A 24965-nucleotide genomic window follows, 5' to 3' on the forward strand; every position below is an offset into this window, starting at 1 on the left:
GGTGCACACGCAGAAGGCGCCCCCGCCCGTCGGATCCTCGGATCCCGCGGGCGGGGGCGCCTTCGTCGTGCGGAGCGACGGGTCGCCGGGTCAGCGCAGCCAGACGGTCGTGGCCGGCGGCAGCAGGCGCCCCTCCAGCGGCGCGCTCGCGAGCAGCACCTCGCCCTCGGGGAGCTCGACCGGCTCCTCGCCGAGGTTGGTCACCGAGTGCCAGCCGTTCGGGCGCGCGAAGTGCAGCACGCCGGGCTGCGCGTCCCGCCACTCCAGGCTCTCGTCGGTCTGCAGCTGGTGCCGGAGCGCGAGGGCTCGGCGGTAGAGCGCGAGCGTCGAGTCCTCGGCGAGCTCCTCCGCCTCGACGGAGGAGTCGGCGAACCAGACGGGCTGGGGCAGGTGCGCACCGCCGGGTCCGAACCCGAAGGAGTCGCCGGTCGACTCCCAGGGCAGCGGGACGCGACACCCGTCGCGGCCGACGTCGGTGCCGCCGCTGCGGAAGAACGTCGGGTCCTGGCGGTCGGCGTCCGGGATCCCGGCGACCTCGTGCAGGCCGAGCTCCTCGCCCTGGTAGAGGTACGCCGAGCCGGGCAGCGCCAGCAGCAGGAGGGTCGCGGCGCGGGCGCGGCGGAGCCCCAGGGCGCGGTCGAGCACCGGCTCCGCTCCCCCGCTGAGCAGCCACTGCTTCGCGGGCGCGGTCTCGGCCCCGCCCTTCTGCGGGAGCCCGTAGCGCGTCGCGTGCCGGACGACGTCGTGGTTGGACAGCACCCACGTCGTCGAGGAGCCAGACTCGGCGGCCAGCTCGAGGTTGAAGGTGATCAGCCGGCGGAACTCCTCCGCGTCGAGGTCGGCCTCGAGCAGGTCGAAGTTGAAGGCCTGGCCGAGCCCTTCCGGGCTGGCGTACCGGGCGCGGCGGGAGGCGTCGACCCAGGCCTCCGCGACGGCGGTGCGCGGCGGGTCGTAGGAGTCGAAGAGGGCGCGCCACTCGGCGTAGACCTCGTGCACCTCGTCGCGGTCCCAGTACGGGTGGCTGCCGTCGATCCGCTGGCCGTCGATCTCCGCCGCGGCGGGGAGCGGCTCGGTGAGGTCCTTGACCAGCGAGTGCGCCACGTCGATCCGGAAGCCGTCGACGCCGCGGTCGGACCAGAAGCGGAGGGTCTCGAGGAAGTCGTCGCGGATCTCGCGGTCGGCCCAGTTCCAGTCGGGCTGCTCCTTCGCGAAGAGGTGCAGGTACCACTGGCCGTCGCCGACCGGCTCCCAGGCGGGGCCGCCGAAGACGGACTCCCAGTCACTCGGCGGCAGGGCGCCGCCCTCGCCGCGGCCGTCGCGGAAGACGTAGCGCTCCCGGGCGGGCGAGCCCTTCGGGGCGGCGAGCGCCTCCTGGAACCACGGGTGCAGGTCGGAGGAGTGGTTGGGCACGATGTCGACGATCACGCGGATGCCGCTCTCGTGCAGCCGGTCCGTCATCTCGTCGAACTCGGCCAAGGTGCCGATCCGCGGGTCGACGTCGCGGTAGTCGGCCACGTCGTAGCCGCCGTCCGCCAGCGCCGACGGGTAGAACGGGCTGAGCCAGACCGCGTCGATCCCCAGCTCCCGCAGGTACGGGATCCGCTCGAGGATGCCGGCGAGGTCGCCGATCCCGTCGCCGTTCGCGTCCGCGAAGCTCCGCGGGTAGATCTGGTAGACGGCCGCCTGCCGCCACCACTGGGCGTCCTCGGTCGTGCCGCTCCTGCTGAGTACCGTGTCCGTCACGGGTGTCCTTCCGTTCTTCGTGTGCGTGGTGTGTGGTCCGGTTCTCGCGGGGGGGGCGGGCGCCGCGTTCATGCTGATCGAGTAGCCCGCGCAGCGGGCGTATCGAGATCCACCCCTCAGGCCTGCCTCTGGGTGAACGTGGGTCTCGATACGCCCCTGCGGGGCTACTCGACCAGCATGTCCGGCGGCGGCTCCTGCAACGCAGACGGCCGCCCCGAGGCCCGCGAGCCCTACTTGATGGCGCCTTGAGTCACGCCGGACATCACCCAGCGCTGGGTGAACAGGTAGACGATGATCGCCGGGGCCATCGCCATCAGGTAGGAGGCGAAGGCGACGTTGTAGTCGTTGCTGAACTGGGTCTGGAAGATCTTCTGCAGCACCGGGAGCGTCTGCAGCGACGGATCCGAGGTGATCAGCGACGGCATCATGAAGTCGTTCCAGGAGGCGAGGAAGGCGAAGATGCCGACCGTCGCGCTCATCGGGGCGAGCAGCGGGAAGACGAGCCGCCAGAAGACCTGATTGGTGGTCGCGCCGTCGAGCCGGGCGCTCTCCTCGAGCTCCTCGGGCAGCGAGCGGAGGAACGCGGTGAAGAGCATCACGCTGAAGCTCAGCTGGAACATCACGTGCAGGATCGCGACGCCGAGCGGGTTGTCGAGCCCGACGAGTCCGGTGAGCGAGACCTGCGACAGCGCGAGCACCGGGAACGGCAGGAACATCGCCGCGAGCAGGTAGAAGAACGACCAGCGGTAGAAGCGCTTGCTCCAGTTCCGCGAGATCGCGAACGCGGCGAGGGCCGAGAGGACGATGGTGCCGCCGACCGTGATCGCCGAGACGAACACCGAGACGGCGAAGCCGCGGGGGAAGTCGGTCAGGTTCCAGGCCTGGACGAACCCGTCGACCGAGAACGGCAGCGGGATCGAGAAGGCGTTGCCGTCCACCGCCTGGGCGCCGGTCTTGAAGGCCATCGTCAGCGTCACCCACAGCGGGCCGATCACCGAGAGGGCGCAGACCACGAGGACGAGGGTGAGCAGGAGGCTCGAGCGCCGCCGCTTCCCCCCGCGACGGGCGTCGGCGTCGACGGCGGCGCGGGTGCCGGGGAGGGACGGGGCGAGGGGGACCTGGCTGGTCATCAGAAGGCCGCCTTTCCGCGCGAGACGCGCAGCTGTACGAGCGCGATCACGAGCGCGATGAGGAAGAAGATCGTGGCGTTGGCCATCTGGTAGGCGTAGTCGCCGCTGGTGAAGCCGGAGAAGATCGTCATCGCGACGCTGCGGGTCGAGGTTCCGGGGCCGCCGTCGGTCAGGCCGACGATGATGTCGTAGGAGTTCAGGAAGTTCTTGAAGCCGATCACGAGGTTGATCACGACGTAGCCCGCGACGAGCGGCAGCGTGATCGAGCGCAGCTGCCCCCAGCTGGAGGCGCCGTCGAGCGACGCGGCCTCGTAGACGTCGCCGGGGATCGAGAGCACGCCGGCGATGTAGATCAGCAGCGCGGAGGGCACGGCCTGCCAGGCGGTCACGATCACGATCGCGAGCCAGGCGAGGTTCGGATCCGCGAGGATGCTGCTCGCCAGCGGCGTCGCTCCGACCGACTGCGCGAAGGCGGGCAGCGAGTTGGAGAAGAGGAAGTTGAAGACGAACGCGATGATGATGCCCGAGACGACCATCGGCAGCACGAACACGGCCCGCAGCGCGACCTTGCCGCGGATCTGCGAGGTGAGCGCGATCGCCAGGAGGAACGCGACGACGTTGACCAGGAGCACGGTCACCAGCGCGAGCCCCACGGTGAAGCCGTAGGAGGCGAGGATCGCCGGGTCGGAGAACAGCGCGACGTAGTTCGTCAGTCCGATGAAGCTCCACTCGCCGAAGCCGATCGAGTCGGTGAAGCTGAAGAAGATCCCCATCAGGGCGGGCAGGGTGATCGCGAGCGTGAAGAGCACGAGCGCGGGGAGCAGGTAGAGCAGGAAGGTGCGGTCGGTGCGCGGCTTCCGGCGCGGGGCGACGGCCGCGCGGGGAGTCGCGACGCTGCGCTCCTCCGGGCGGGCGGGGGCGGAGAGGGCCATGGTGTCTCGTCTCTGAGAGGTGGTCGGGGAGGTCTAGGAGCGGAACGCGATGCGCGCCCAGTCGGCGTCGATCGTGCGGAGCGTCGCGGCGGGGTCGGAGCCGAGGGCGACGCCCTGGACGTAGTTCTGCAGCGGGATGTTCTGCGGCACGAGCTGCGAGGCACCGAGGCTGAACGCCGCCCGGTCGTAGAACTCCTGGAGCTCGACGAGGGTGGGCTGGGTGACGGCGGGGGCGTCGGTGGTGACGCCGAAGGCGTTGTTGTCGGCGTTGTAGGCGTCGATGATCTCCGGCTGCATCAGGAAGGAGAGGAACTCGCGCGCCGCCGCCTTCTTGGTCGAGGCCTCCGGGATCCAAAGCGCGAGGTCGACGTTCACTCGCACGCGGCGCTCGTCCGGATCGTCCGTCATCGGCAGCGGGAAGGCGCCGATCGAGAGGTCCGGGGCGGTCTTCGCGATCTCGCTCAGCGCCCACGGGCCCTGGAAGTACATCGCCGCCTCGCCGTTCGAGAAGGCGAGGTTGCCGTCGCCGTAGGCGCGGCTGGCGGCGTTCGGCTGCGCGTAGCCGGCGAGCTGCACCATCTGCTCGACGGGAGCGGCGAAGTCCTTCTCGAACGAGACCGGCGAGGAGGGGCCGACGTCGGCGCCCTGCTCCTTCAGCTGCGAGAAGAAGGACTCGAGGTCGACGGTGCCGCCGACGGAGTAATCGAACAGCCCCTGCGCGACGGTCCACGGGTCCTTGTAGGTGCCGTAGATCGGAGTGATGCCCGCGGCCGTCAGCGCGTCGCAGACCGCGAGGAACTCGGTCCAGGTGGTCGGCACCTCGAGGTTCTGCGCGGCGAAGATCTCGCGGTTGTAGAGCACCGCCGACATCATCAGCGAGTAGGGCAGCACGCTGGTGCGGCCCGGGTAGGACGCGGTCTGCTCGATCAGCGGCTGCAGGTCGGGGTTGATCCGCTTCGCCTCGGCCATGTCGGACAGGTCGCTCAGGGCGCCCCGCTCGACGAACCGCGCGACCTCGAAGTTGTAGTTCAGGCAGCCGAGGTCCGGCGGGTTGGTGCGGACGAAGCCGGCCGAGAGGTTGGAGGAGAAGTCGTGCACGACCCGCACCCGCGACTGCGCGGCGTGGAAGCGGTCGATGACCTCGTCGAAGTAGCCGATCACCTCGGGCTTGGACTGGAAGAAGGTGATCTCGGTGACCCCGCCCGAACCGGAGGGGGAGGCGCAGGCGGCGAGGCCGAGCGCGGCGGCGCCGGCACCCGCCGCGGTGAGCAGGGTGCGCCGGCTGAGGGCGGTGGTGGTGAGGGGCACGTCGTCGTCTCCCGGGTTGCGGATAAGTTGCTTCAGTGACTAAATCTAGGTAGTAGATCTAGTACGCGATGTACTGTTGCAGCCGATCCGGCCGAGGTCAAGGGGAAGGGGGACTCGATGTCCGAGAGCAGGCTCTCCGTGAGCACCGGCTCGTTCCAGCGCCGGCGCAGCGCGCTCGACGTGCTCGAGCGCGCCTGGACCAGCGAGGCGGTGACCGCCTCCGCTCTGATCGAGCGCACCGGCCTCACCCGCTCCACCGTCATCGCCGTCTGCGACGACCTGATCGAGCTCGGCTGGCTGGAGGAGCTGGAGAACCAGCGCGCGGCCGGCGACTACGTCAAGGGTCGGCCTGCGCGCCGGTACGCACTCCGCCGCCGCGCGGGCGTCGTCGTGGGCGTGGATGCCGGACAGCACAGCGTCGGCGTCTTCGTCGCCGACCTGCTCGGCGAGACCCTCGTGCGGCACGTCGAGGCCGTCGATCACGAGCGCGTCGAGGACCTCCTGCACGAGCGCCGCGTCGCCGACATCGATCGGGTGCTCGACCGCGCCCTCCTCCTCGCCGGCGTGACCCACGACGAGGTCCTCGCGCTGACCCTCGGCGTCCCGGCTCCCGTCGACGCGCTCGGCCACTCCCCCGCAGGCGACAACGGCTTCTGGGGCGCGATGAACCCCGGGCTCGTGGACCACTACTCCGGCCGCGGCTGGTCGCCGGTGGTCGACAACGACGCGAACCTCGCCGCGCTGGCCGAGGGCTGGCGCGGCGCGGCGATCGGCTGCGACGACTACCTGGCGCTGCTCTCCGGCGAGCGGCTCGGCGGCGGGATCGTGCTCGGCGGCTCGCTGCTGCGCGGCGCCCGCGGCCTCACCGGCGAGATGCGCTACCTCGACCTGGTCGAGGGCGTCGGCTCGGCGGAGGGCATCGCGGCCCTCGCGCGGACCTGGGCCCGCGAGGCGCTGGCCGTTGCGGGCCGGCCGGCGTCGCTCCTCGACGCCGTGGCGCAGCCCGGTGCCGCCGAGGTGCTGGCCGCGGCCGACGCGGGCGATCCGCTGGCCTCCGCCGTCGTCGCGCGGCTGACCGACCGCCTCACCGCCATCACCGCGACCGTCGCCAACCTGCTCGACGTCTCCCTGATCGTGGTCGGCGGGGCTCTGGCCGCCTCGGCCGGCCCTCTGCTCGCCGCGGTCTCGGAGCGCCTGGTGGGCGAGGTGCACGCCCCGGCACCGCGGATCCTGCCGTCGACCCTCGGCGATCAGGCGGTCGCTCTCGGCGCCGTCCGCTCGGGACTCGGGCGGGTGCGGGCGGATCCGCTCGCGCTGTCGCTGCCGAGCCGGCCGGTCGAGGCCGCCGCGCTCGCGTAGAGGCCGCTAGCGCCGGAAGGCGCGGACGATGAGCAGCAGCGCGAGCAGGACGGCGACCGCCGCAGCCGTCGCCGAGGGCAGCGCGAGCAGGAGGACGAGCGCGCCCGCCGCGGAGACGATCGCGGGCCACCGCGCACCGGCGACTCCGCGGTCCAGCCGGCGCAGGATCAGCGCGATCAGCGAGGCCGCGACCGCGAAGGCGAGCAGGGCGTCGGCGTCGAGGACGACCACGGCGAGAACCGACACCAGGCAGACGGCGAGCTGACCGGCCGCGGGCACGCCCGTGCGGCGGTTGCGATGGGCGAAGGGGCCGGGGATCTCTCCCGCGTCCGCGAGCCGGACCAGCGCCGAGGCGTCCAGCCGGGTCAGGGCGACGAGCGCGAGGAGGGCGGCGAGCACGGCCGCGATGCCGACGAGGGCGGCGGCGGGGGTCCCGGCTGCGACCGCGGAGAGCGAGGCCGGGACATCGGCGAGCTCCTGCGGACCGACGAGCAGGAGAAGCCCGACGCCGATCACGGCTGCCACGAGGGTCGTGACGCCGATCCCGAGCAGCGAGCGGCCGAGCGTCGGCGTCTCGCCGGGCGAGGCCGGAGCGAAGAGGACGAGCAGCAGGGCGGCCGCTGTACCGGCCCCCTCCGCACCGCCGATCACCGTCTCGGACGGGGTCGCGACAGGGTCCGCGAGGGCGACGATCACGGCCGAGGCCAGCAGGAGGAGCAGCACGAGCCCCAGGAGCAGGCGCGCGAGGCCGGGCGGGACGGCACCGCCGCGGAGCACGAAAAGGGTGGTGCCGACGATCAGGAGCACGGCCACCGGGCGCGCGCTCGCGCCGACGATCGAGTCGGCGGCGGTCAGTGCGAGCGCGGACGCCGCGAGCGCGCGGCCGGCGAGCCCGAGCCACTCCCCCGTCGGTCCGTCGTGCACCTCGCGGCCGGAGTCGGCGACTGCTCCGACGACGGCCATCGCCGCCGCGAGCCCGAGACCGAGCAGCAGCCACCAGCCGGCCTCGTGCGCGGCGGGCGACCAGACCAGGAAGAGCGCGGCCCCGGCGATCGACGCCCGCGACAGCTCGGAGGCGCGCAGCAGACCCCCCGTCCGGGTCTGATCACCATGCATGCGCATTCACTCATGCTAGGGCGTCGGGCCTCTTCCCGGCGGGCCGAAGGCCGCTGACAGCAGCGGACCCGAGGACGAGGCCGCGCCCCCATGCTGATCGAGTAGCCCGGGCAGCGGGCGAATCGAGCGGAGGGGGCGCCTTCGGCGCCAGCGCAGGGCGGGGAAGAGACCGTCGTGCATGCGGTGGTGGGTCTCGATACGCCCCTGCGGGGCTACTCGACCAGCATGTCTGCGGGCGTCTCTTCCAAGTAGATCCACCACCGTCAGACGCCGGCCTGCAGACCACCCCTACTGGCAACGCCGGGTCTCGATACGCCGCTCCGCGGCTACTCGACCAGCATGCAGCAGCACGGCGCCGCTCGCTCGCGAGCCGCCCCACCATGCTGATCGAGTAGCCCGCGCAGCGGGCGTATCGAGATCCACCACCGTCGGACGCCGGCCTGCAGATGACCCCGCGGGCGACGGCGGGTCTCGATACGCCGCTCCGCGGCTACTCGACCAGCATGTGCCGCGCCGAGCGCGAGCTTCCCGCTGCTGATCGAGCAGCCCGCGAAGCGGGCTTCCGAGGTGGTGCGGCCTACGCGTCGCCGTCGAACATGGACGTGACGGAGCCGTCGTCGAAGACCTCGTGGATCGCGCGGGCGAGCAGCGGGGCGATCGGCAGGATCGTCAGGCGGTCCCACTTCTTCTCCTCGGGCAGCGGCAGGGTGTCGGTGACGACGACCGAGTCGATGAACTCGGAGCTGAGCAGCTCGCGGGCCGGATCGGAGAAGACGGCGTGGGTCGCGGCGACGACGACGCCGATCGCGCCGGCGGCCTTGAGCGCCTCGGCGGCCTTGGCGATGGTGCGGCCGGTGTCGATCAGGTCGTCGACGAGGAGGCAGACGCGGCCGCTGACCTCTCCGACGATCTCGTGCACCGAGACCTGGTTCGCGACCTTGGGGTCGCGGCGCTTGTGGATGATCGCGAGCGGGACGCCGAGCTTGTCGCTCCAGATGTCGGCGACGCGGACGCGGCCCATGTCCGGCGAGACGACGGTGAGGGTCGAGGGGTCGAGCTTCTCGCGGAAGTGCTCGAGCAGCACCGGCATCGCGAAGAGGTGGTCGACGGGGCCGTCGAAGAAGCCCTGGATCTGCGCGGCGTGCAGGTCGACCGACATGATGCGGTCGGCACCGGCGGCCTTGAACAGGTCGGCGACCAGGCGGGCCGAGATCGGCTCGCGGCCGCGGCCCTTCTTGTCCTGGCGCGCGTAGGGGTAGAACGGCGCGACCACGGTGATCCGCTTGGCCGAGGCGCGCTTGAGCGCGTCCACCATGATCAGCTGCTCCATGAGCCACTCGTTGATCGGCGAGGTGTGCGACTGCAGGACGAAGACGTCCCCGCCGCGGACCGACTCGCCGTAGCGGACGTAGAGCTCGCCGTTCGCGAAGGTGCGCCCCTCGGTGGTGACCAGCTCGGTGCCCAGCTCGTCGGCGACCGCTTCCGCCAGTGCCGGATGCGCCCTCCCCGAGACCAGGACCAGGCTCTTCTTGTTGCTGGCGGTGATGCCCGTCACTGTGCTCCGCTTCCTCCGGTCGCGCGGTCGGTGCCCTCGGGCTCCGACGCCTGGGCGGCCTCGGCGGCGGTGGCCGACGCGGTTCCCGGACGATGGGTCTGCACCCATCCGGCCATGTTGCGCTGCGGAGCGACGGTGATGCCGAGGGCTCCGGCGGGGATGTCCTTGCGGATGACCGTGCCGGCGCCCGTGTACGCTCCGTCACCGATTCTAACGGGGGCGACGAAGACGTTGTGCGACCCGGCGCGCACGTGCGACCCCACGACGGAGGACGCCTTGTTCACCCCGTCGTAGTTGGCGAAGATCGAGCCGGCGCCGATGTTGGACTCCTCGCCGATCGTCGCGTCACCGACGTAGGAGAGGTGCGGCACCTTCGAGCCGGCGCCGATCGTCGCGTTCTTGGTCTCGACGTAGGTGCCGATCTTGCCGCGCTCGCCGAGCACGGTGCCCGGGCGGAGGAACGAGAACGGGCCGACCTGCGCCTGCGCGCCGATCACGGCGAGCGTCGCGTCCGAGCGCTTGATCACCGCGTCCTCGCCCACCTCGCAGGAGTCGAGGGTCGTGTCCGGCCCGACGATCGCTCCGGAGGCGATGACCGTCGGCCCCTTGATCTGCGTGCCGGGGAGGATCTCGACGTCGGGCGAGAGCACCGCGTCGACGTCGATCCAAGTGGTGGCCGGGTCCTGGATCGTGACGCCCTCGAGCTGCCAGCGGCGGACGATGCGGGCGTTGAGCTCGAGCGCGGCGTCGGCGAGCTGGGCGCGGTCGTTGATGCCGGCGACGAGCCAGCGGTCCTGCACGGGGACGGCCTCGATGGCGCGACCGGCGGCCTTGAGCGCGGCGGCGGCGTCGGTGAGGTACTTCTCCTGCTGCGCGTTGTCGGTGCCGATGGCGCCGATCACGGCGCGCAGGGCGGCGGCCTCGAAGGCGTAGACGCCGGCGTTGGTCTCGGTCAGCGCGAGCTCGGCGTCGCTCGCGTCCTTCTGCTCGACGATCGAGGCGAAGCCGCCGTCGGTGCCGCGAACGATCCGGCCGAAGCCGGTCGGGTCCTCGAGCACGCAGGACAGCATCGTCAGGGCGTTGGCCGCGGCGAGGTGCTCGTCGACCAGGCGGCGCAGCGTCGGGGCGTCCAGCAGCGGGACGTCGGCGCTGAGCACCACGACGGTCCCGTCGAAGTCGTCCGGCAGCGCGGCCAGGCCGAGCTCCACGGCGCGGCCGGTGCCGGGCACCTCGTCCTGATCGACGACGAGGGCCGCCGGCGAGTGGTCGAGGACCGCGGCGGCGACCCGCTCGCGCTCGTGCCGCACGACGGTGACGACGTGGCCCGCGTCGAGCGAGGCGGCCGTGTCGAGGACGTGCCCCAGCAGCGGGCGCCCGGCGAGGCGGTGCAGGACCTTGGGGGTGCGGGACTTCATCCGGGTGCCCTGACCGGCGGCCAGGATCACCACCGCGAGCGTACTGTCGACCATGGTGCGCGTGCTCCTCCGTCCGGCACCGGTGCTCGGTGCTCGAGCTCCGCCACCAGGATTCGAACCTGGACCGGACAGCTCCAAAGGCTGCCGTGCTGCCGTTACACCATGGCGGACCGCGCTCTCGCGCGCCGTCCATCCTGCCATCCGCCCGCACCCGCCGTCGCCGTGGCGTCCCCGCCGAGGGCCTCCCGGCGACTCCCGGGGCGCGCACCCGCCAGAATGGACGGGTGAGCGCGAATGACGAGGTGGACGGCATCGTCGACGCCTGGGTGCGCGAGCGGCCCGACCTCGACTTCACTCCCTTGCAGGTCTTCTCCCGGATGCGCCGGCTCGCCAAGCAGCTGGAGCGGGCGCGCGGCAGCGCCTTCGGCCGCTCGGAGCTCGAGACCTGGGAGTTCGACGTCCTCTCCGCGCTCCGCCGCGCGGGGGCGCCCTACCGGATGAGCCCGAAGCAGCTGCTCCAGGCGACGATGGTCACCAGCGGCACGATGACGAACCGGATCGACCGGCTCGTCGAGCGCGACCTCGTCGAGCGCCTCGACGATCCGAACGACGGCCGCGGCGTGCTGGTGCAGATGACGCCGTCCGGCCTGTCGCGGGTGGACGCGGCGATCACCCGCCTCGTCGACGCCGAGCAGGAGCTGCTCGGAGCCCTCACGCACGCGCAGCAGGAGCGGCTCGCGCAGCTGCTCCGCAAGCTCTCGCTCGACTTCGGCTGACTCCGCTGCAGAACATCAGCTGAGACGGGGGTCCCTCCCCCGACAGCGGAGGCACCCCTCTCTCAGCTGATGTTCTGCGCCGCGCTCAGCTCTCGAGCAGCTCCGACAGCTCCAGCCAGCGCAGCTCGAGCCCGGCCGCCTCATCCTGGTGCTCGCGCAGCTTCGCGTTCAGGCCCAGGATGCCGTCGTAGTCGTCCGGGTCGTGGGTCGCCATCTTCTCGTGCACCGCGGCGGAGAGCTGCGTGAGCTTGTGCAGGCGCCGGTCGATCGCCGACACCTCCTTCTCGGCGGTGCGCCGCTCGGCGCCGCCGAGGCCGGACGGAGCCGGAGCGGACACGCCCGTCGAGCCGCCCGCGGGCGCGCCCTTCTCCAGCGCGCGGCGCAGGTCGAGGTACTGCTCCACCCCGCCGGGCAGGTGGCGGAACGCGCCGTCCATCACGGCGTACTGCTGGTCGGTGACCCGCTCGAGCAGGTAGCGGTCGTGCGAGACGACGAGGAGCGTGCCGGGCCAGGAGTCGAGCAGGTCCTCGATCGCGGCGAGCATGTCGGTGTCGAGGTCGTTGGTGGGCTCGTCGAGGATCAGCACGTTGGGCTCGCTGAGCAGGATCAGCAGCAGCTGCAGCCGGCGGCGCTGGCCACCGGAGAGGTCCTTCACCGGCGTCGACAGCTGGGCGCTGGAGAAGCCGAGGCGCTCGAGCAGCTGCCCCGGCGTCATCTCCTTGCCGCCGATCGAGTAGCTGGTGCGCTGCTCGGCGATGATCTCGCGCACCGGCTGGTGCTGCACCTCGGTCAGCTCGCGCAGCTGCTGGTCGAGGATCGCGACGCGGACCGTGGTGCCGCGCTTCACCTTGCCGCTGGTCGGCTGCACGCTGCCGGCCACGAGGCCGAGGAGGGTCGACTTGCCGGCGCCGTTCACGCCGAGGACGCCGGTGCGCTCGCCGGGAGCGATCCGCCACTCGATCCGGTTGAGCACGGTCCGCTCGCCGTAGCGGACGGTGACGTCGAGCAGGTCGACGACGTCCTTGCCGAGCCGCGAGACGGCGAGCTGCGACAGCGAGACGGAGTCGCGGACGGGCGGCTCGTTCTCGATCAGCTGGTTCGCCGCGTCGATGCGGAACTTCGGCTTGGCGGTGCGGGCCGGAGCGCCGCGGCGGAGCCAGGCCAGCTCCTTCTTCATCAGGTTCTGCCGCTTCGACTCCATGGTCGAGGCCATCCGGTCGCGCTCGACGCGCTGCAGGATGTAGGCCGCATAACCGCCCTCGAAGGGCTCGACCAGGCGGTCGTGCACCTCCCAGGTCGCGGTGCAGATCTCGTCGAGGAACCACCGGTCGTGGGTGACGACCGCGAGGCCGCCCGAGGTCGCGGCCCAGCGGCGCTTGAGGTGCTCGGCGAGCCAGGCGATGCCCTCGACGTCGAGGTGGTTGGTGGGCTCGTCGAGGAAGACGACGTCCCAGTCGCCGACGAGCAGCTTGGCCAGCGCGACGCGGCGGCGCTGGCCGCCCGAGAGCGCGCCGACGACGCCGTCCCAGGGGACGTCGCGCAGCAAGCCGGCGATGACGTCGCGGGTGCGCGCGTCCCCGGCCCACTCGTGCTCCTCGAGGCCGCCGACGACGGCCTGGGCGACGGTGAGCTCCTCGTCGACGGTGTCGGCCTGGTCGAGCATGCCGAGCGTGACGCCGCGGCGGTGGGTCACCCGGCCGCCGTCGGGCTCGATGCGCTGCGCGAGCAGGCGGAGGAGGGTGGACTTGCCGTCGCCGTTCCGGCCGACGATGCCGATGCGGTCGCCCTCCTCGATGCCGAGGGAGACGTCGTCGAAGATGACCCGCGTGGGGTACTCGAGGCGGAGCGACTCAGCGCCCAGGAGATGTGCCATAGGGGCCGAGTTTACCGGGGGCCGCCTCCGCGGATCCCCACGGGCGGACGCGGTGTGCTCAGGCGACCGTCACGGTGCGCATGTGCCAGCCGGTCGCGCCGTCCGGGGCGGGCGGCGCCTCGTCCTGCGTCTGCACCAGGCCCTCGGAGTCGGTGGCGCGGACCAGGACGACGTGGTCGCCGGCGATCGCGTCCCACTCGTAGACCCACTGGATCCAGGTGTCGGCGGTGACGGCCTCGGCGAGGCGCGCGGGCTGCCAGGCACCGCCGTCGATCTGGACCTCGACCTTGGAGATGCCGGTGTGCGGGGCCCAGGCGACGCCCGCGACCGCGACCGTGCCGGACGGGACGGCCTGACCCTGGCGCGGGACGTCGATCCGGGACTCGACCTTGATCGGGCCGCGCTCGGTCCAGCCGCGCGTCGACCAGTAGGCGACGTCGTCCTCGAAGGTGGTGACCTTGAGCTCGGTGACCCACTTGGTGGCCGAGACGTAGCCGTAGAGGCCCGGGACGACCATCCGCACCGGGAAGCCGTGCTCGACCGGGAGCGGCTGGCCGTTCATGCCGACGGCGAGCAGGCTCGCGCGGCCCTCGTCCGTCAGCACCTCGAGCGGGCTGGACGCGGTGAAGCCGTCGATGCTGCGGGAGAGCACCATGTCGGCGCCGGCGGTCGGGCGGGCGCGGGCGAGGAGCTCGCGGATCGGGTAGCCGAGCCAGAGCGCGGTGCCGATCAGGTCGCCGCCGACCTCGTTCGAGACGCAGGAGAGGGTGACCAGGTGCTCCTCCAGCGGGAGGGCGAGCAGCTCGTCCCAGGTGAGGGTGATCTCCTCCTCGACCATGCCGGTGATCTTGAGCGACCAGTCCGCAGGGTCGACGCTGGGCACGGAGAGCGCGGTGTCGATCCGGTAGAAGTCGTCGTTGGAAGTGACGTAGGAGCTGATGCCCTCGATGTCGTCGAGGACGCCGGTCGCGGGGATCGGCGCGGCGGTGGCGGCGGGGGTCGGCAGCACGACGGCCTCGCGGACCGCGGTGACGGCGGAGGCGGCGGCGGTGACGACGCGCGCGCCCACGCCCGCGACGACGGCGGCGGCACCGGCGATGCCGACCAGGCGGAGGAAGGAGCGGCGGTCGGTCGAGCCCTGGGCGGGCTCCTCGTCCCAGGCGCGCAGGCGGGCGGAGGCGGCGCGCAGCACCATCGCGCCGGCGACCATGCCGACCACGCTCGGCGCGGCGTCGATGCCGGAGGCGCCCTCCCGGCTGACGGCCGCGAGCGCACCGAGGCCCGCGACGGCGGCGAGGACCAGGACGCCCAGCGGCGTCTTGCGGTACTCGAGCAGCCCGGCGGCGATCGCGAGCAGGGCGACCGCGATGCCGAGCGAGACGAGGAGCACGAGCTTGTCGCCGGTGCCGAACAGGGCGATGACCGTGTCCTTGACGCCCGGCGGGACGATGTCGATCACGAAGCCGCCGACCGCGACGAGCGGGCTGCCGCCGGCGCCCGTGAAGACGGCGACGAGCTCGGCGGTGGCGAGGGTGACGGCGGCCGAGACGAGCCCGGTGAGGATCGCGAACAGTGCTACTCGTCTGGGGGCCATGAGCGGCACTCTAGGCCACGAGATCGAGCGTTCTCTGCGGACGGCGGGTGGGTCTCGATACGCCGCTGCGCGGCTACTCGACCAGCATGTTGAAGGCCGGCGCCCCACTCATGCTGATCGAGTAGCCCTCGCAGAGGGCGTATCGAGATCCACCGTTGAGCAGACGCCGGGTCTCGATACGCCGCTGCGCGGCTACTCGACCAGCATGGTGAAGGCCGGTGCCCCACTCATGCTGATCGAGTAGCCCTCGCAGAGGGCGTATCGAGATCCACCGTGTCCAGCAGGGCGGGTCTCGATACGCCGCTGCGCGGCTACTCGACCAGCATGGCTACTCGACCAGCATGCCCCGACGGCATCCTCAGGTGGAGAGGAGGCGGGCGCCGTGGACCGGGCCGGACACGCGGACGGCGCGCAGGCGGGCGGACGTCAGCTCGAGCTGCAGGTCGAGCGCGGCGTCGGCGTCGGGCAGGAGGAAGGCGACCGTCGGGCCGGAGCCGGAGACCAGGCCGCCGAGGGCGCCGCTCTCCTCGCCGCGCTCGAGGATCCGCGCGAGGCCGGGCTGCAGGTGCAGGGCGGGCGCCTGCAGGTCGTTGTGCATCGCGTCGGCGAGCATCGCGGCATCGCCCGCCCGGAGAGCCTGCAGCACGTTCGGCTCGATGCTCGGCGTCGCGGAGATCGGCCGGAAGTCGTGCAGGTGCCGCTCGCGGTGGCGGTCCAGCTCGCGGTAGACCTCGGGGGTCGACAGGCCCTGCTCCGAGAGCACGAGCACCCACTCGAAGCGGCCCTTCGCGAGCGCGGGGCTCAGCTCGTCGCCGCGGCCGACGCCGATCGCGGTGCCGCCGGTGAAGGAGAACGGGACGTCCGCGCCGAGCCCGGCGGCGATGCCGAGCAGCTGCTCGCGGGTGCAGGCGGTGCCCCAGAGCGCGTCGCAGGCCAGCAGCGTCGCGGCGGCGTCGGCCGAGCCGCCGCCCATCCCGCCGGCGATCGGCACGTTCTTCTCGATCTCGAGGTGCACGCCGCCGCGGTAGCCGGTCGCCCGGGCGAGGGCCCGCGCCGCCTTGATCGCGAGGTTCGACCCGTCGACGGCGAGGCCGCGGGTGTCGATCGAGCCGGAGAACTCGACCGAGAAGTCGGGGGCGTCGCTCGCGCGGACGTCCTCGTAGAGCGACAGCGACTGGAACGCCGTCGCGAGCTCGTGGTAGCCGTCCTCGCGGACGGCACCGACCTTCAGGTAGACGTTGATCTTGCCTGGCGCTCGCGCGTGGACCCGGTTCGACGTCGTCGCGCGATGGGCCATGCGACCACGCTACAGGGTGGCGGAGCCGCGCTCGTCCGCGGCGGGAGCGCTCTCGTCGACGGCCTCGCCGGCATCCTCGTCGGCGCTCTCGCCGTCGTCCTCGGCCCCCGTCGCGGCCGGCACCGCGCCGCCGCGCACAGGCACCCGCGCCGGGTCGAGCGCCCGGCCGAGGGCGGTGAACGCCGCGACGTCGAGCTCCTCGCCGCGGGCCGTCTGCGGCACGCCGGCCGATTCGAGCGCGGCGATCGCGGCCGTGCTGTCGCCGAAGAGCGCGCTGAGCGACTGGCGGAGCATCTTCCGCCGCTGCGCGAACGCCGCGTCGACCACCGCGAAGACGGCGCGGCGCAGGGTCTCGTCGCCCGGCTCCTCGCCGCGCTCGAACGAGACGAGGACGCTGTCGACGTTGGGCACCGGCCAGAAGATCTGCCGGGACACGGTGCCGCCGGTCGTGAACGAGCCGAACCAGGACGCCTTGACGCTCGGGCCGCCGTAGATCTTGGAGCCCGGGCCGGCCGCGAGGCGGAGGCCCACCTCGGACTGCACCATCACGACTCCGGAGCGGATGCTCGGGAAGTGCTCGAGGAAGTGCAGCAGCACCGGCACCGAGATGTTGTACGGGAGGTTCGCGACGAGCCGCACGGGTTCGCCCGGCAGCTCGAGCACCTTCATCGCGTCGGCGCGGATCACGGTGAGGTCGGCGGCGGGCGCCATCAGCTGGACCGTGCGGGGCAGCTGCTCCGCGAGCCGGCCGTCGATCTCGACGGCGACGACCCCGGCGCCCGCCTCGAGCAGGCCGAGGGTGAGCGAGCCGAGGCCCGGGCCGATCTCGACGACGCTCTCGCCCCGCTCCACGCGGGCGAGCTTGACGATGCGGCGGACGGTGTTGGCGTCGTGCACGAAGTTCTGGCCGAGCTTCTTCGTCGGCGTGACGTCGAGCAGCTGGGCGAGATCGCGGATCTCGGCGGGTCCGAGCAGCTTCGGGACGGCGACCTCCTCGGCCGCCGCCTCCGCCGCGTGCCGGCCGGTCATGCCAGCTGCCCGACCGGCTCCGACGGCTCCGAGCCGACCTCGCCGCCCCACTCGCCGTAGACCTGCTCGGTGTTCGAGGCGATCGTGGCGGCGAGGTGGCCGACGTCGGTCTCCAGCGTCGCGGCCATCGAGCGGAGGGTGTGCGGGATCAGGTAGGGCGCGTTCGGGCGGCCCCGGAACGGCTCCGGAGTGAGGTAGGGCGCGTCGGTCTCGACGAGGATCAGGTGCCGGGGAGTGGCGACCAGCGCCTCGCGCAGCGACTCGGCGTTCTTGAACGAGACGGTGCCGGCGAAGGAGAGGTACCAGCCCTCCTCCGCGCACATCCGCGCCATCTCGGCGTCGCCGGAGAAGCAGTGGAAGACGGTGCGCTCGGGGGCGCCGACGCGGCGGAGGGTCTCCATCACCTCGCGGTGCGCGTCGCGGTCGTGGATCTGCAGCGCGGTGCCGGTCTCCTTCGCGATGCGGATGTGCTCCTCGAACGAGCGGAACTGGGCGGCGCGGCCGCTCTCGCCGGTGCGGTAGAAGTCGAGGCCGGTCTCACCGACGGCGCGCACGCGCGGCTGGGTGGCCAGCTCGGCGATCACGGCGAGGGCGTCGTCGAGCTCGCCGCGCTCCTCGAGCGCCGGCGCCTCGTTGGGGTGGATCGCGACGGCGGCGAGCATGCGCGGCTCGGAGGCGGCGCGCTCGGCCGACCAGCGGCTGGTCTCGACATCGGTGCCGACCTGCACGACGCCCCGGACGCCGACCGTGGAGGCGCGGTCGAGCTGCTCGCGGTAGTCGAGCGGCTCGAGGCCGTCGCTGATCTCGAGGTGCGTGTGGTTGTCGTAGACGGGGACGACGAGCGCCTCGGGCAGCGGCGGGTACGTCAGGTCGCGGCCGGACGTGTTCTCGCGGGCGCGGACGTGCTGGCTGTCGGTCATGGCTCCAGGCTACCGGGGCGGGGCGGCGGGGCCCCGGCTGGTGGATCTCGAGAGTGCGCGCCTGCGGACGGTGGATCTCGATACGCCCGCGCAGCGGGCTATTCGATCAGCATGGAAGAGCGCCCCCGCAGGGAACGCCCTCGCATGCTGGTCAGGCTGTTGCCGAAGTGTCGGCCCAGCATGCTGGTCGAGTAGGCGCCGCAGGCGGCGTATCGAGACCCCGGCTCAGGACTCCGGGACCTCGATGCGGGGGAAGAGCGGCGCGAGGGTGCCGACGGTGGTGCCGACGGGCAGCTGCCCCCACTCCCCCGCCGCGCGCAGCGGCTGGGCGGTGAGCGCGCCGAGGGCGTCCTCGACGCCGAGCGCCTCCCAGAGCGCGGTGGTCGCGCGGGGCACGACCGGCGAGAGCAGCACCGCCAGGGCGCGCAGCCCCTCCGACGCCGTGTAGAGCACGGTGCCGAGGCGCTCGCGCTCGTCCCTCTTGGCCAGGGCCCACGGCTCCTGCTCGGTGATGTAGCCGTTGAGCTCGTCGACGATCGTCCAGACGGCGGTGATCGCGTCGTGGATCGCGAGGGTCTCGATCGAGCGGTCGGCCGCGGCCGCCGCCTCCGCGACCGTCGCCTGCACGCGCTCCTCCGCCTCGGTCAGTGCCGAGGGCTCGGGCACGACGCCGTCGTAGTAGCGGTGCAGCATCGCGATGACCCGCGAGGCGAGGTTGCCGAAGCCGTTGGCGAGCTCCGCCTGGTACCGCGCCGCGAGATCCTCCCAGGAGAAGGAGCCGTCCTGTCCGAAGGTGATCGCCCTCATGAAGTAGTAGCGGAACGCGTCCGAGCCGAAGGTGTCGGTGATCTGCTCCGGCGCGATGCCGGTGAGCTTCGACTTCGACATCTTCTCGCCGCCGACCAGCAGCCAGCCGTGGCCGAAGACCTGCTTGGGGACGTCGAGCCCGGCGGCCATCAGCATCGCGGGCCAGATCACCGCGTGGAAGCGGAGGATGTCCTTGCCGACGATGTGGGTCGCCGGCCAGCGGCGCTCGAACTCCGCCTCGTCCTGGCCGTAGCCGACGGCGGTGATGTAGTTGAGCAGCGCGTCGAACCAGACGTAGACGACGTGCGAGTCGTCCCAGGGCACCTTGACGCCCCAGTCGAAGCTCGAGCGCGAGATGGAGAGGTCGGCGAGGCCCTGGCGCACGAAGCTGACGACCTCGTTGCGCGCCGACTCGGGCTGCACGAAATCGGGGCACTCCTCGTAGAGCGCGAGCAGTCGCTCGGTGTACTCGCTCATCTTGAAGAAGTAGTTCTTCTCCTTGAGCAGCTCGACCGGCTTCGAGTGGATCTTGCAGACGAACTGGCCCTCGTACTCGCCGGTCCCCTCGTCGAGGTCGGAGAGCTGCTTGTACTCCTCGCAGCCGACGCAGTAGTAGCCCTCGTACTCGCCGGTGTAGATCGCGTCCTCGTCGTAGAGCTTCTGCAGGAACTTCTGAACGTTGACCTCGTGGCGCTGCTCCGTGGTCCGGATGAAGTCGTCGTTGGCGATGTCGATCGTCGACAGCAGCGGCTTCCACGAGTTCTGCACGAGCCGGTCGGCCCACTCCTGCGGGGTCGTCCCGTTCGCGGTGGCGGTGCGCAGGATCTTCTGGCCGTGCTCGTCGGTCCCGGTCAGCAGCCAGGTGTCGTCGCCCGCCTGGCGGTGCCAGCGGGTGAGGACGTCGGCGGCGACCTCGGTGTACGCGTGCCCGATGTGGGGGACGTCGTTCACGTAGAAGATCGGGGTCGTGAGATAGAAGGAGGCGCCGTCGGACATGGCGACCATCCTATGGTTCGCCGCCGGGGCCTCCCGCTGTGTGACGGAGCGGTGCCGGGGCCGACTCGCGCCCGGCGCTCAGCCCCGGCGGGAGGCGAGGGCCGCCTCGTAGAGCGCGCGCTTGGAGAGGCCGGTGATCTCCGCGACCTCGGCCGACGCCTCCTTGAGCCGCGCGCCGGCGGCGACCCGCTCGAGCACGTCGGCGAGCCCGTCCTCCAGGGACGCCTCGCGCTCGGGGGCGCCCTCGACCACGAGGCAGATCTCGCCGCGGAGGCCGTCGGCCGCCCACTCGGCGAGCTCCGCCGCCGTGCCGCGGCGGACCTCCTCGAACATCTTGGTCAGCTCGCGGCAGACCACGACCCGCCGCTCGGGGCCCATCGCCTCGACGAGATCGGCCAGGGAGTCGCCGATGCGGTGCGGCGACTCGAAGAAGACCATCGTCCGGCGCTCGTCGACGAGCGAGCGGAACAGCGTGACCCGCTCGCCGTGCTTGCGCGGCAGGAAGCCCTCGAAGCTGAAGCGGTCGGTCGGCAGGCCGGAGACGGCGAGCGCCATCAGGACGGCCGACGGGCCGGGCAGAGCGGTCACGCGGACGCCGGCGGCGACGGCGGTCTCGACGAGGTGGTAGCCCGGGTCCGAGACGGTCGGCATCCCGGCGTCGCTGAGGACGAGGAGGTCCTCCTCGCGGGCGAGCTCGACCAGCTCCGCGGAGCGCTCGCGCTCGTTGTGGTCGTGCAGGGCGTAGAGCTGCGGGCGGTTCTCGATCCCGAGGGCACGGAGCAGCTGGATGGTGACGCGGGTGTCCTCGGCGGCGATGTGCCGGGTGCTCTCGAGAGCCTCGACGAGCCTCCGCGTCGCGTCGCCGAGATTGCCGATGGGCGTGCCGGCCAGGATGATCATCCGTCCATCCTCCCAGTCGGCGCGCGACGACGGCCGAACCCGGCCCGGCGGCGGATCCGCGCGCCGTTAGCATGGCCGGGTGACGGACCGACCGCAGCGCGACTTCGACGACCTGCTCCTCGACTCCGCGGGGGCCTCGCGCGCCGTGCCGGTCGGGCCCGCGGACGGGAGCACCGCCGACGCCACCGTCGAGAGCGCCCCGCCGGGGGGCGTGCGCGAGAGCGCGCCGGACCTGCCCCGCGGCTCCTGGTTCGACGACGTGCACGACCGCCTCGTCGCGACCACCGCGCGCCGCCGGCTGTGGGAGCTGGGGCTGCCGATCCTCGTCGTCGTGGTCGCCGCCGTGCTCCGCCTCTGGAACCTCGGGCACCCGCGCTCGCTGGTCTTCGACGAGACCTTCTACGTCAAGGACGCCTGGACTCTCTGGAACCTCGGCTTCGAGGGCGCCTGGCCCGAGAACCCCGACCCGGGCTTCGCCACCGGCGCCGTCGACGTCTTCACCGGAGCGCCGTCCTTCGTGGTGCACCCGCCGCTGGGCAAGTGGATCATCGGGCTCGGGATGGGCCTGCTCGGCGCGGACGACAGCGTCGGCTGGCGCCTCGCCACCGCGATCGTCGGCATCCTCGCGGTCGCCCTCGTGATCGTGATCGGGAAGCTGCTCTTCCGCTCCACCTTCCTCGCCTCGCTCGCGGGCCTGCTGCTCGCGATCGACGGCCACGCGATCGTGATGTCGCGGGTCTCGCTGCTCGACGGCATCCTGATGTTCGTCGCCCTCTGCGGTGTCGCCGCGATCCTGCTCGACCGGCGCTGGGCCGAGGAGCGGATGGCCGCGAAGGTCGCCGCGGGCGCTCTGCCGAGCTGGGGGCCTGTGCTCTGGTGGCGGCCCTGGCTGCTGACCGCCGGCCTGATCTTCGGCCTCGCCGCGGGCGTGAAGTGGACGGGCATCTACTTCCTCGCCGCCTACGGCGTCTACGCGGTCGTCGTCGATGCGCTGCTGCGCCGGCGCGCGGGCGTGCCGTTCTGGGTCAGCGGCGCGATCCTCAAGCAGGGGCCGGTCACCTTCCTCTTGGTCGTGCCGATCGCGCTGATCGCCTACCTCGGCACCTGGCTCGGCTGGCTGCGCACCTCGGGCGGCTGGGCGCGGCAGTGGGCGACGGAGGCGCCGGGCAACGCCTGGACCGGCGCGCTCGCCTGGGTGCCCGACTGGGCGCAGAGCCTCTGGCATTACCACGTGCAGATGTACGACTACTCGATCAATCTGCGCGCCACCCACCCCTACGAGGCCAACCCGCTGACCTGGCTGCTGATGCTGCGGCCGACGAGCATGTACTTCGTCGACCAGGCGACCGGGGTCGACGGCTGCGCGGCGGTGCGCTGCGACGAGGCGATCACCTCGGTCGCGAATCCGCTGATCTGGTACGCCGGCGTGCTCGCGCTGGTCTATCTGCTCTACCGGCTCGCGCGTTACCGGGAGTGGCGCGCCGGCTTCGTGCTGATGGGCATCGTCGCCGGCTACCTGCCCTGGATGCTGTACCTGGACCGCACCGTCTTCCAGTTCTACTGCGTCGTCTTCGAGCCGTACATGATGCTGGCGCTCGCCCTGACGGCGGGGGTGGTGATCGGCAGGCGCGGTGACGAGCGCGGCAGACGCACGCGCGGCATCGTGATCGTGCTGATCTTCGTGGTGCTCGCGGCGGCCCTGACCGCGTACTTCTACCCGCTCTGGACCGGGCAGCAGACGTCGTTCTCGTTCTGGCAGGCGCACATGTGGTTGCCCTCGTGGGTCTGATCGCCCGGATCGGGCCCGGGCTCGCGGCCTGCGCGGCCGCGGCGGTCCTGGCGTTCGCGGTGCACCTGGCGATCCCCGCCGTGCCGATGCTGACGGCCGCCGTGGCGCTCGGCATCCTGGTCGCGCAGCTGCCGGCGGCTCGCCCGCTGCTGAGCGGCCGGCTGGCCCCGGGGCTCAAGTTCTCCTCGCGCACGCTGATGCGCGCCGGCATCGTCCTGCTGGGGCTCAAGCTCTCGCTCGTCGACATCGCCTCGCTCGGCTGGGGCGCGATCCTGATCGTCGTCGCGATCGTGCTCGCGACCTTCGGGCTGACCTACGGACTCGGGCGCGCACTGCGCCTGCCCGGCCGCGAGCCGCTGCTGCTGGCCGCGGGCTTCTCGATCTGCGGGGCCTCGGCGGTCGGCGCGATGGCCGGGGCGACCCGGGCGAAGGAGGAGGAGCAGGCGGTGCCGGTCGCGCTGGTCACCCTCTGCGGCACCCTCGCGATCGCGGTGCTGCCGGCGCTGCGCTACCCGCTCGGGCTCACGGACGTGCAGTTCGGGCACTGGGTCGGCGCGTCGGTGCACGACGTCGGCCAGGTGGTCGCGACGGCGCAGGTCGCGGGGGCGTCGGCCCTCGCGATCGCGGTGGTCGTGAAGCTGACCCGCGTGGTGATGCTGGCGCCGATGGTGGCCGTCGCCGCTGCCGTGACGCGACGCGGCGGAGACGAGGGCGGACCGCGACCCGCGGTCGTGCCGCTGTTCGTGGTCGGCTTCCTCGCGGCGGTGCTGCTGCGGACTCTGCTGCCGCTGCCGGAGGGCGTGCTGGTCGCGGCGGACACGGCGCAGACCTGGCTGCTGGCGGCGGCGCTGTTCGCGCTCGGGAGCGGGGTGCGGCTGCGGGCGCTGCTCACGACCGGCTGGCGGGCGCTGGTCGTCGCGCTCGCCTCGTGGTTCGCGATCGCCGTGATGTCGCTGGCGGCGGTGCACGCGACGCTGTGACGGCGCGTCGCCGCCTGGGACTGTTACGGGATGCGTCGCTCCGGCGGCCCGGTGTCGGCGGCGCCCGCTAGCGTCGATCGCATGGCAGATCGCGAGTACGGCTTCAAGACGCGGGCAATCCACGCCGGCAACATCCCCGACCCGGTGACGGGCGCGCGAGCGCTGCCGATCTACCAGACGAGCGCGTTCGTCTTCGACGACACCTCCGACGCGGCGGCCCGGTTCGCGCTGCAGAAGTACGGGAACATCTACTCCCGGCTCTCCAACCCCACCGTCGCCTCGTTCGAGGAGCGGGTCGCGAGCCTCGAGGGCGGGCTCGGCGCCGTCGCGACCGCCTCCGGCCTGTCGGCGCAGTTCATCACCTTCGCGGCGCTGGTCGGCGCGGGCGACCACGTCGTCTCCTCCGCCAACCTCTACGGCGGCTCGATCACCCAGCTCGACGTCACGCTGCGGCGCTTCGGCGTGGAGACCACCTTCGTGCAGTCGAGCGACCCGGCCGACTACGCCGCCGCGATCACCGACAAGACCAAGGTGCTCTACGCCGAGACGATCGCGAACCCCTCCGGCGAGATCGCCGACATCGAGGGTCTGGCCGCCGTCGCGCACGCCGCCGGCATCCCGCTGATCATCGACTCGACCGTCGCGACGCCCTACCTCGTCCGCCCGATCGAGTGGGGCGCCGACATCGTCATCCACTCGGCCACCAAGTTCCTCGGCGGGCACGGCACCACGCTCGGCGGCGTCGTCGTCGAGTCGGGCCGCTTCCACTACTCGCAGGAGAAGTTCCCGCTGCTGCACGACGCCGTCGCCTCCTACGGCGGTCTCTCCTGGGACGGCAACTTCGGCGAGTACGGCTTCCTCACCCGCCTGCGCGCCGAGCAGCTGCGCGACATCGGCCCGGTCCTCGCCCCGCACTCGGCCTTCCTGCTCGCGCAGGGCGTCGAGACGCTGCCCTACCGGATCCAGGCGCACGTCGACAATGCGCGCCGCGTCGCGGAGTGGCTCGACGCCGACCCGCGGATCGAGGAGGTCTACTGGGCCGGCCTTCCCGCGCACCCGCACCACGAGCGCGCGCAGAAGTACCTGCCCAAGGGTCCCGGCTCGGTGTTCAGCTTCGTCGTCAAGGGCGGCCGCGCCGTCGGCCAGACCTTCATCGAGTCGGTCGACCTCGCCAGCCACCTCGCCAACATCGGCGACGCGAAGACCCTGGTGATCCACCCCGCCTCGACGACGCATGCGCAGCTCACCGAGCAGCAGCTGCTGCACGCCGGGGTGCTTCCGGGCCTCGTCCGGCTCTCGGTCGGCATCGAGGACGCGGACGACATCATCTACGACCTCGACCAGGCGCTCACCCGCGCGGTCGAGGAGCACGGCACGCCGGACGCACCGACCGAGCTCCCCGACGACGTCTCGGTGACCATCGACTCCCCGACCGTGGAGGTCTGA

General features: G+C 72.2%; 19 protein-coding genes and 1 tRNA gene. 5 read left to right on the forward strand and 15 right to left on the reverse strand.

The window, feature by feature from the left end; translation table 11 throughout:
- Nucleotides 1–90: 90 nt before the first annotated feature.
- The 4 genes from EDF22_RS11890 to EDF22_RS11905 all read right to left on the reverse strand — a co-directional run bounded on the left by EDF22_RS11890 (nt 91) and on the right by EDF22_RS11905 (nt 5113).
- A complete protein-coding gene (locus EDF22_RS11890) occupies nt 91–1743 on the reverse strand; it encodes a glycoside hydrolase family 13 protein (RefSeq protein ID WP_260303436.1) in 1653 nt (550 codons plus the stop codon).
- Between the two features lie 230 nt (nt 1744–1973).
- Nucleotides 1974–2873, reverse strand: coding sequence for a carbohydrate ABC transporter permease (locus EDF22_RS11895; protein ID WP_123705141.1), 900 nt, complete (start codon nt 2871–2873; stop codon nt 1974–1976).
- On the reverse strand, nt 2873–3805 hold the full coding sequence (locus EDF22_RS11900) for a carbohydrate ABC transporter permease (protein ID WP_123705142.1): 933 nt from the start codon (nt 3803–3805) through the stop codon (nt 2873–2875). Before EDF22_RS11900 ends, EDF22_RS11895 begins: the two co-directional genes overlap by 1 nt.
- A 33-nt stretch (nt 3806–3838) precedes the next feature.
- Nucleotides 3839–5113, reverse strand: a complete 1275-nt coding sequence (locus EDF22_RS11905; protein WP_123705143.1) for an ABC transporter substrate-binding protein — start codon at nt 5111–5113, stop codon at nt 3839–3841.
- Nucleotides 5114–5230: 117 nt separating this feature from the next.
- Between EDF22_RS11905 and EDF22_RS11910 the strand changes: the two genes are divergently transcribed.
- Complete coding sequence (locus EDF22_RS11910) at nt 5231–6472, forward strand: ROK family protein (protein ID WP_123705144.1); 1242 nt, start codon at nt 5231–5233, stop codon at nt 6470–6472.
- A gap of 6 nt (nt 6473–6478) precedes the next feature.
- On the opposite strand, the gene EDF22_RS11915 is transcribed toward EDF22_RS11910, so the two are convergent.
- The 4 genes from EDF22_RS11915 to EDF22_RS11930 form a co-directional block, all read right to left on the reverse strand.
- Nucleotides 6479–7594, reverse strand: a complete 1116-nt coding sequence (locus EDF22_RS11915; protein WP_123705145.1) for a hypothetical protein — start codon at nt 7592–7594, stop codon at nt 6479–6481.
- A gap of 571 nt (nt 7595–8165) precedes the next feature.
- On the reverse strand, nt 8166–9143 hold the full coding sequence (locus tag EDF22_RS11920) for a ribose-phosphate diphosphokinase (protein WP_123447631.1): 978 nt from the start codon (nt 9141–9143) through the stop codon (nt 8166–8168).
- Nucleotides 9140–10612, reverse strand: a complete 1473-nt coding sequence (gene glmU / locus EDF22_RS11925; protein WP_123705146.1) for a bifunctional UDP-N-acetylglucosamine diphosphorylase/glucosamine-1-phosphate N-acetyltransferase GlmU — start codon at nt 10610–10612, stop codon at nt 9140–9142. Before glmU ends, EDF22_RS11920 begins: the two co-directional genes overlap by 4 nt.
- A 44-nt stretch (nt 10613–10656) precedes the next feature.
- Nucleotides 10657–10728 (reverse strand) — tRNA-Gln (locus tag EDF22_RS11930).
- Nucleotides 10729–10842: 114 nt separating this feature from the next.
- Here EDF22_RS11930 and EDF22_RS11935 point away from each other — a divergent pair.
- Entirely contained in the window at nt 10843–11334 is a 492-nt protein-coding gene (locus EDF22_RS11935) for a MarR family winged helix-turn-helix transcriptional regulator (RefSeq protein ID WP_123447633.1), read from the forward strand.
- Between the two features lie 85 nt (nt 11335–11419).
- On the opposite strand, the gene EDF22_RS11940 is transcribed toward EDF22_RS11935, so the two are convergent.
- The 7 genes from EDF22_RS11940 to rsmI form a co-directional block, all read right to left on the reverse strand.
- Nucleotides 11420–13207 (reverse strand): ABC-F family ATP-binding cassette domain-containing protein, encoded by a 1788-nt coding sequence (locus tag EDF22_RS11940; protein ID WP_123705147.1) that lies wholly within the window; start codon nt 13205–13207, stop codon nt 11420–11422.
- Between the two features lie 58 nt (nt 13208–13265).
- Complete coding sequence (locus tag EDF22_RS11945) at nt 13266–14801, reverse strand: molybdopterin-dependent oxidoreductase (RefSeq protein ID WP_123705148.1); 1536 nt, start codon at nt 14799–14801, stop codon at nt 13266–13268.
- A 358-nt stretch (nt 14802–15159) separates the two neighbouring features.
- A complete protein-coding gene (locus tag EDF22_RS11950) occupies nt 15160–16098 on the reverse strand; it encodes a 4-(cytidine 5'-diphospho)-2-C-methyl-D-erythritol kinase (RefSeq protein ID WP_123705149.1) in 939 nt (312 codons plus the stop codon).
- Between the two features lie 9 nt (nt 16099–16107).
- On the reverse strand, nt 16108–17127 hold the full coding sequence (gene rsmA, locus EDF22_RS11955; RefSeq protein ID WP_185038880.1) for a 16S rRNA (adenine(1518)-N(6)/adenine(1519)-N(6))-dimethyltransferase RsmA: 1020 nt from the start codon (nt 17125–17127) through the stop codon (nt 16108–16110).
- Nucleotides 17124–18047, reverse strand: a complete 924-nt coding sequence (locus EDF22_RS11960; protein WP_123705150.1) for a TatD family hydrolase — start codon at nt 18045–18047, stop codon at nt 17124–17126. The genes rsmA and EDF22_RS11960 overlap by 4 nt, the downstream gene beginning before the upstream one ends.
- A gap of 225 nt (nt 18048–18272) precedes the next feature.
- Nucleotides 18273–19850 carry a methionine--tRNA ligase gene (metG, locus tag EDF22_RS11965; protein WP_123705151.1) on the reverse strand — a complete coding sequence of 526 codons (1578 nt, stop codon included), beginning with the start codon at nt 19848–19850 and terminating at the stop codon, nt 18273–18275.
- A gap of 78 nt (nt 19851–19928) precedes the next feature.
- Nucleotides 19929–20750 (reverse strand): 16S rRNA (cytidine(1402)-2'-O)-methyltransferase, encoded by an 822-nt coding sequence (rsmI, locus tag EDF22_RS11970; protein ID WP_123447639.1) that lies wholly within the window; start codon nt 20748–20750, stop codon nt 19929–19931.
- Nucleotides 20751–20829: 79 nt separating this feature from the next.
- On the opposite strand from rsmI, the gene EDF22_RS11975 reads away from it, so the two are divergent.
- From EDF22_RS11975 to EDF22_RS11985, 3 genes are all read left to right on the forward strand, one after another.
- Entirely contained in the window at nt 20830–22539 is a 1710-nt protein-coding gene (locus EDF22_RS11975; protein ID WP_260303437.1) for a dolichyl-phosphate-mannose--protein mannosyltransferase, read from the forward strand.
- The gene (locus tag EDF22_RS11980; RefSeq protein ID WP_123705152.1) at nt 22518–23519 is read left to right on the forward strand and encodes a YeiH family protein; all 1002 of its coding nucleotides are present in this window, start codon (nt 22518–22520) and stop codon (nt 23517–23519) included. The genes EDF22_RS11975 and EDF22_RS11980 overlap by 22 nt, the downstream gene beginning before the upstream one ends.
- Nucleotides 23520–23600: 81 nt before the next feature.
- Nucleotides 23601–24965 (forward strand): O-acetylhomoserine aminocarboxypropyltransferase/cysteine synthase family protein, encoded by a 1365-nt coding sequence (locus EDF22_RS11985; RefSeq protein WP_123447641.1) that lies wholly within the window; start codon nt 23601–23603, stop codon nt 24963–24965.

Origin of the sequence: Rathayibacter sp. PhB127 (genome assembly GCF_003751665.1) — a bacterium.
Lineage (GTDB): Bacteria > Actinomycetota > Actinomycetes > Actinomycetales > Microbacteriaceae > Rathayibacter > Rathayibacter festucae.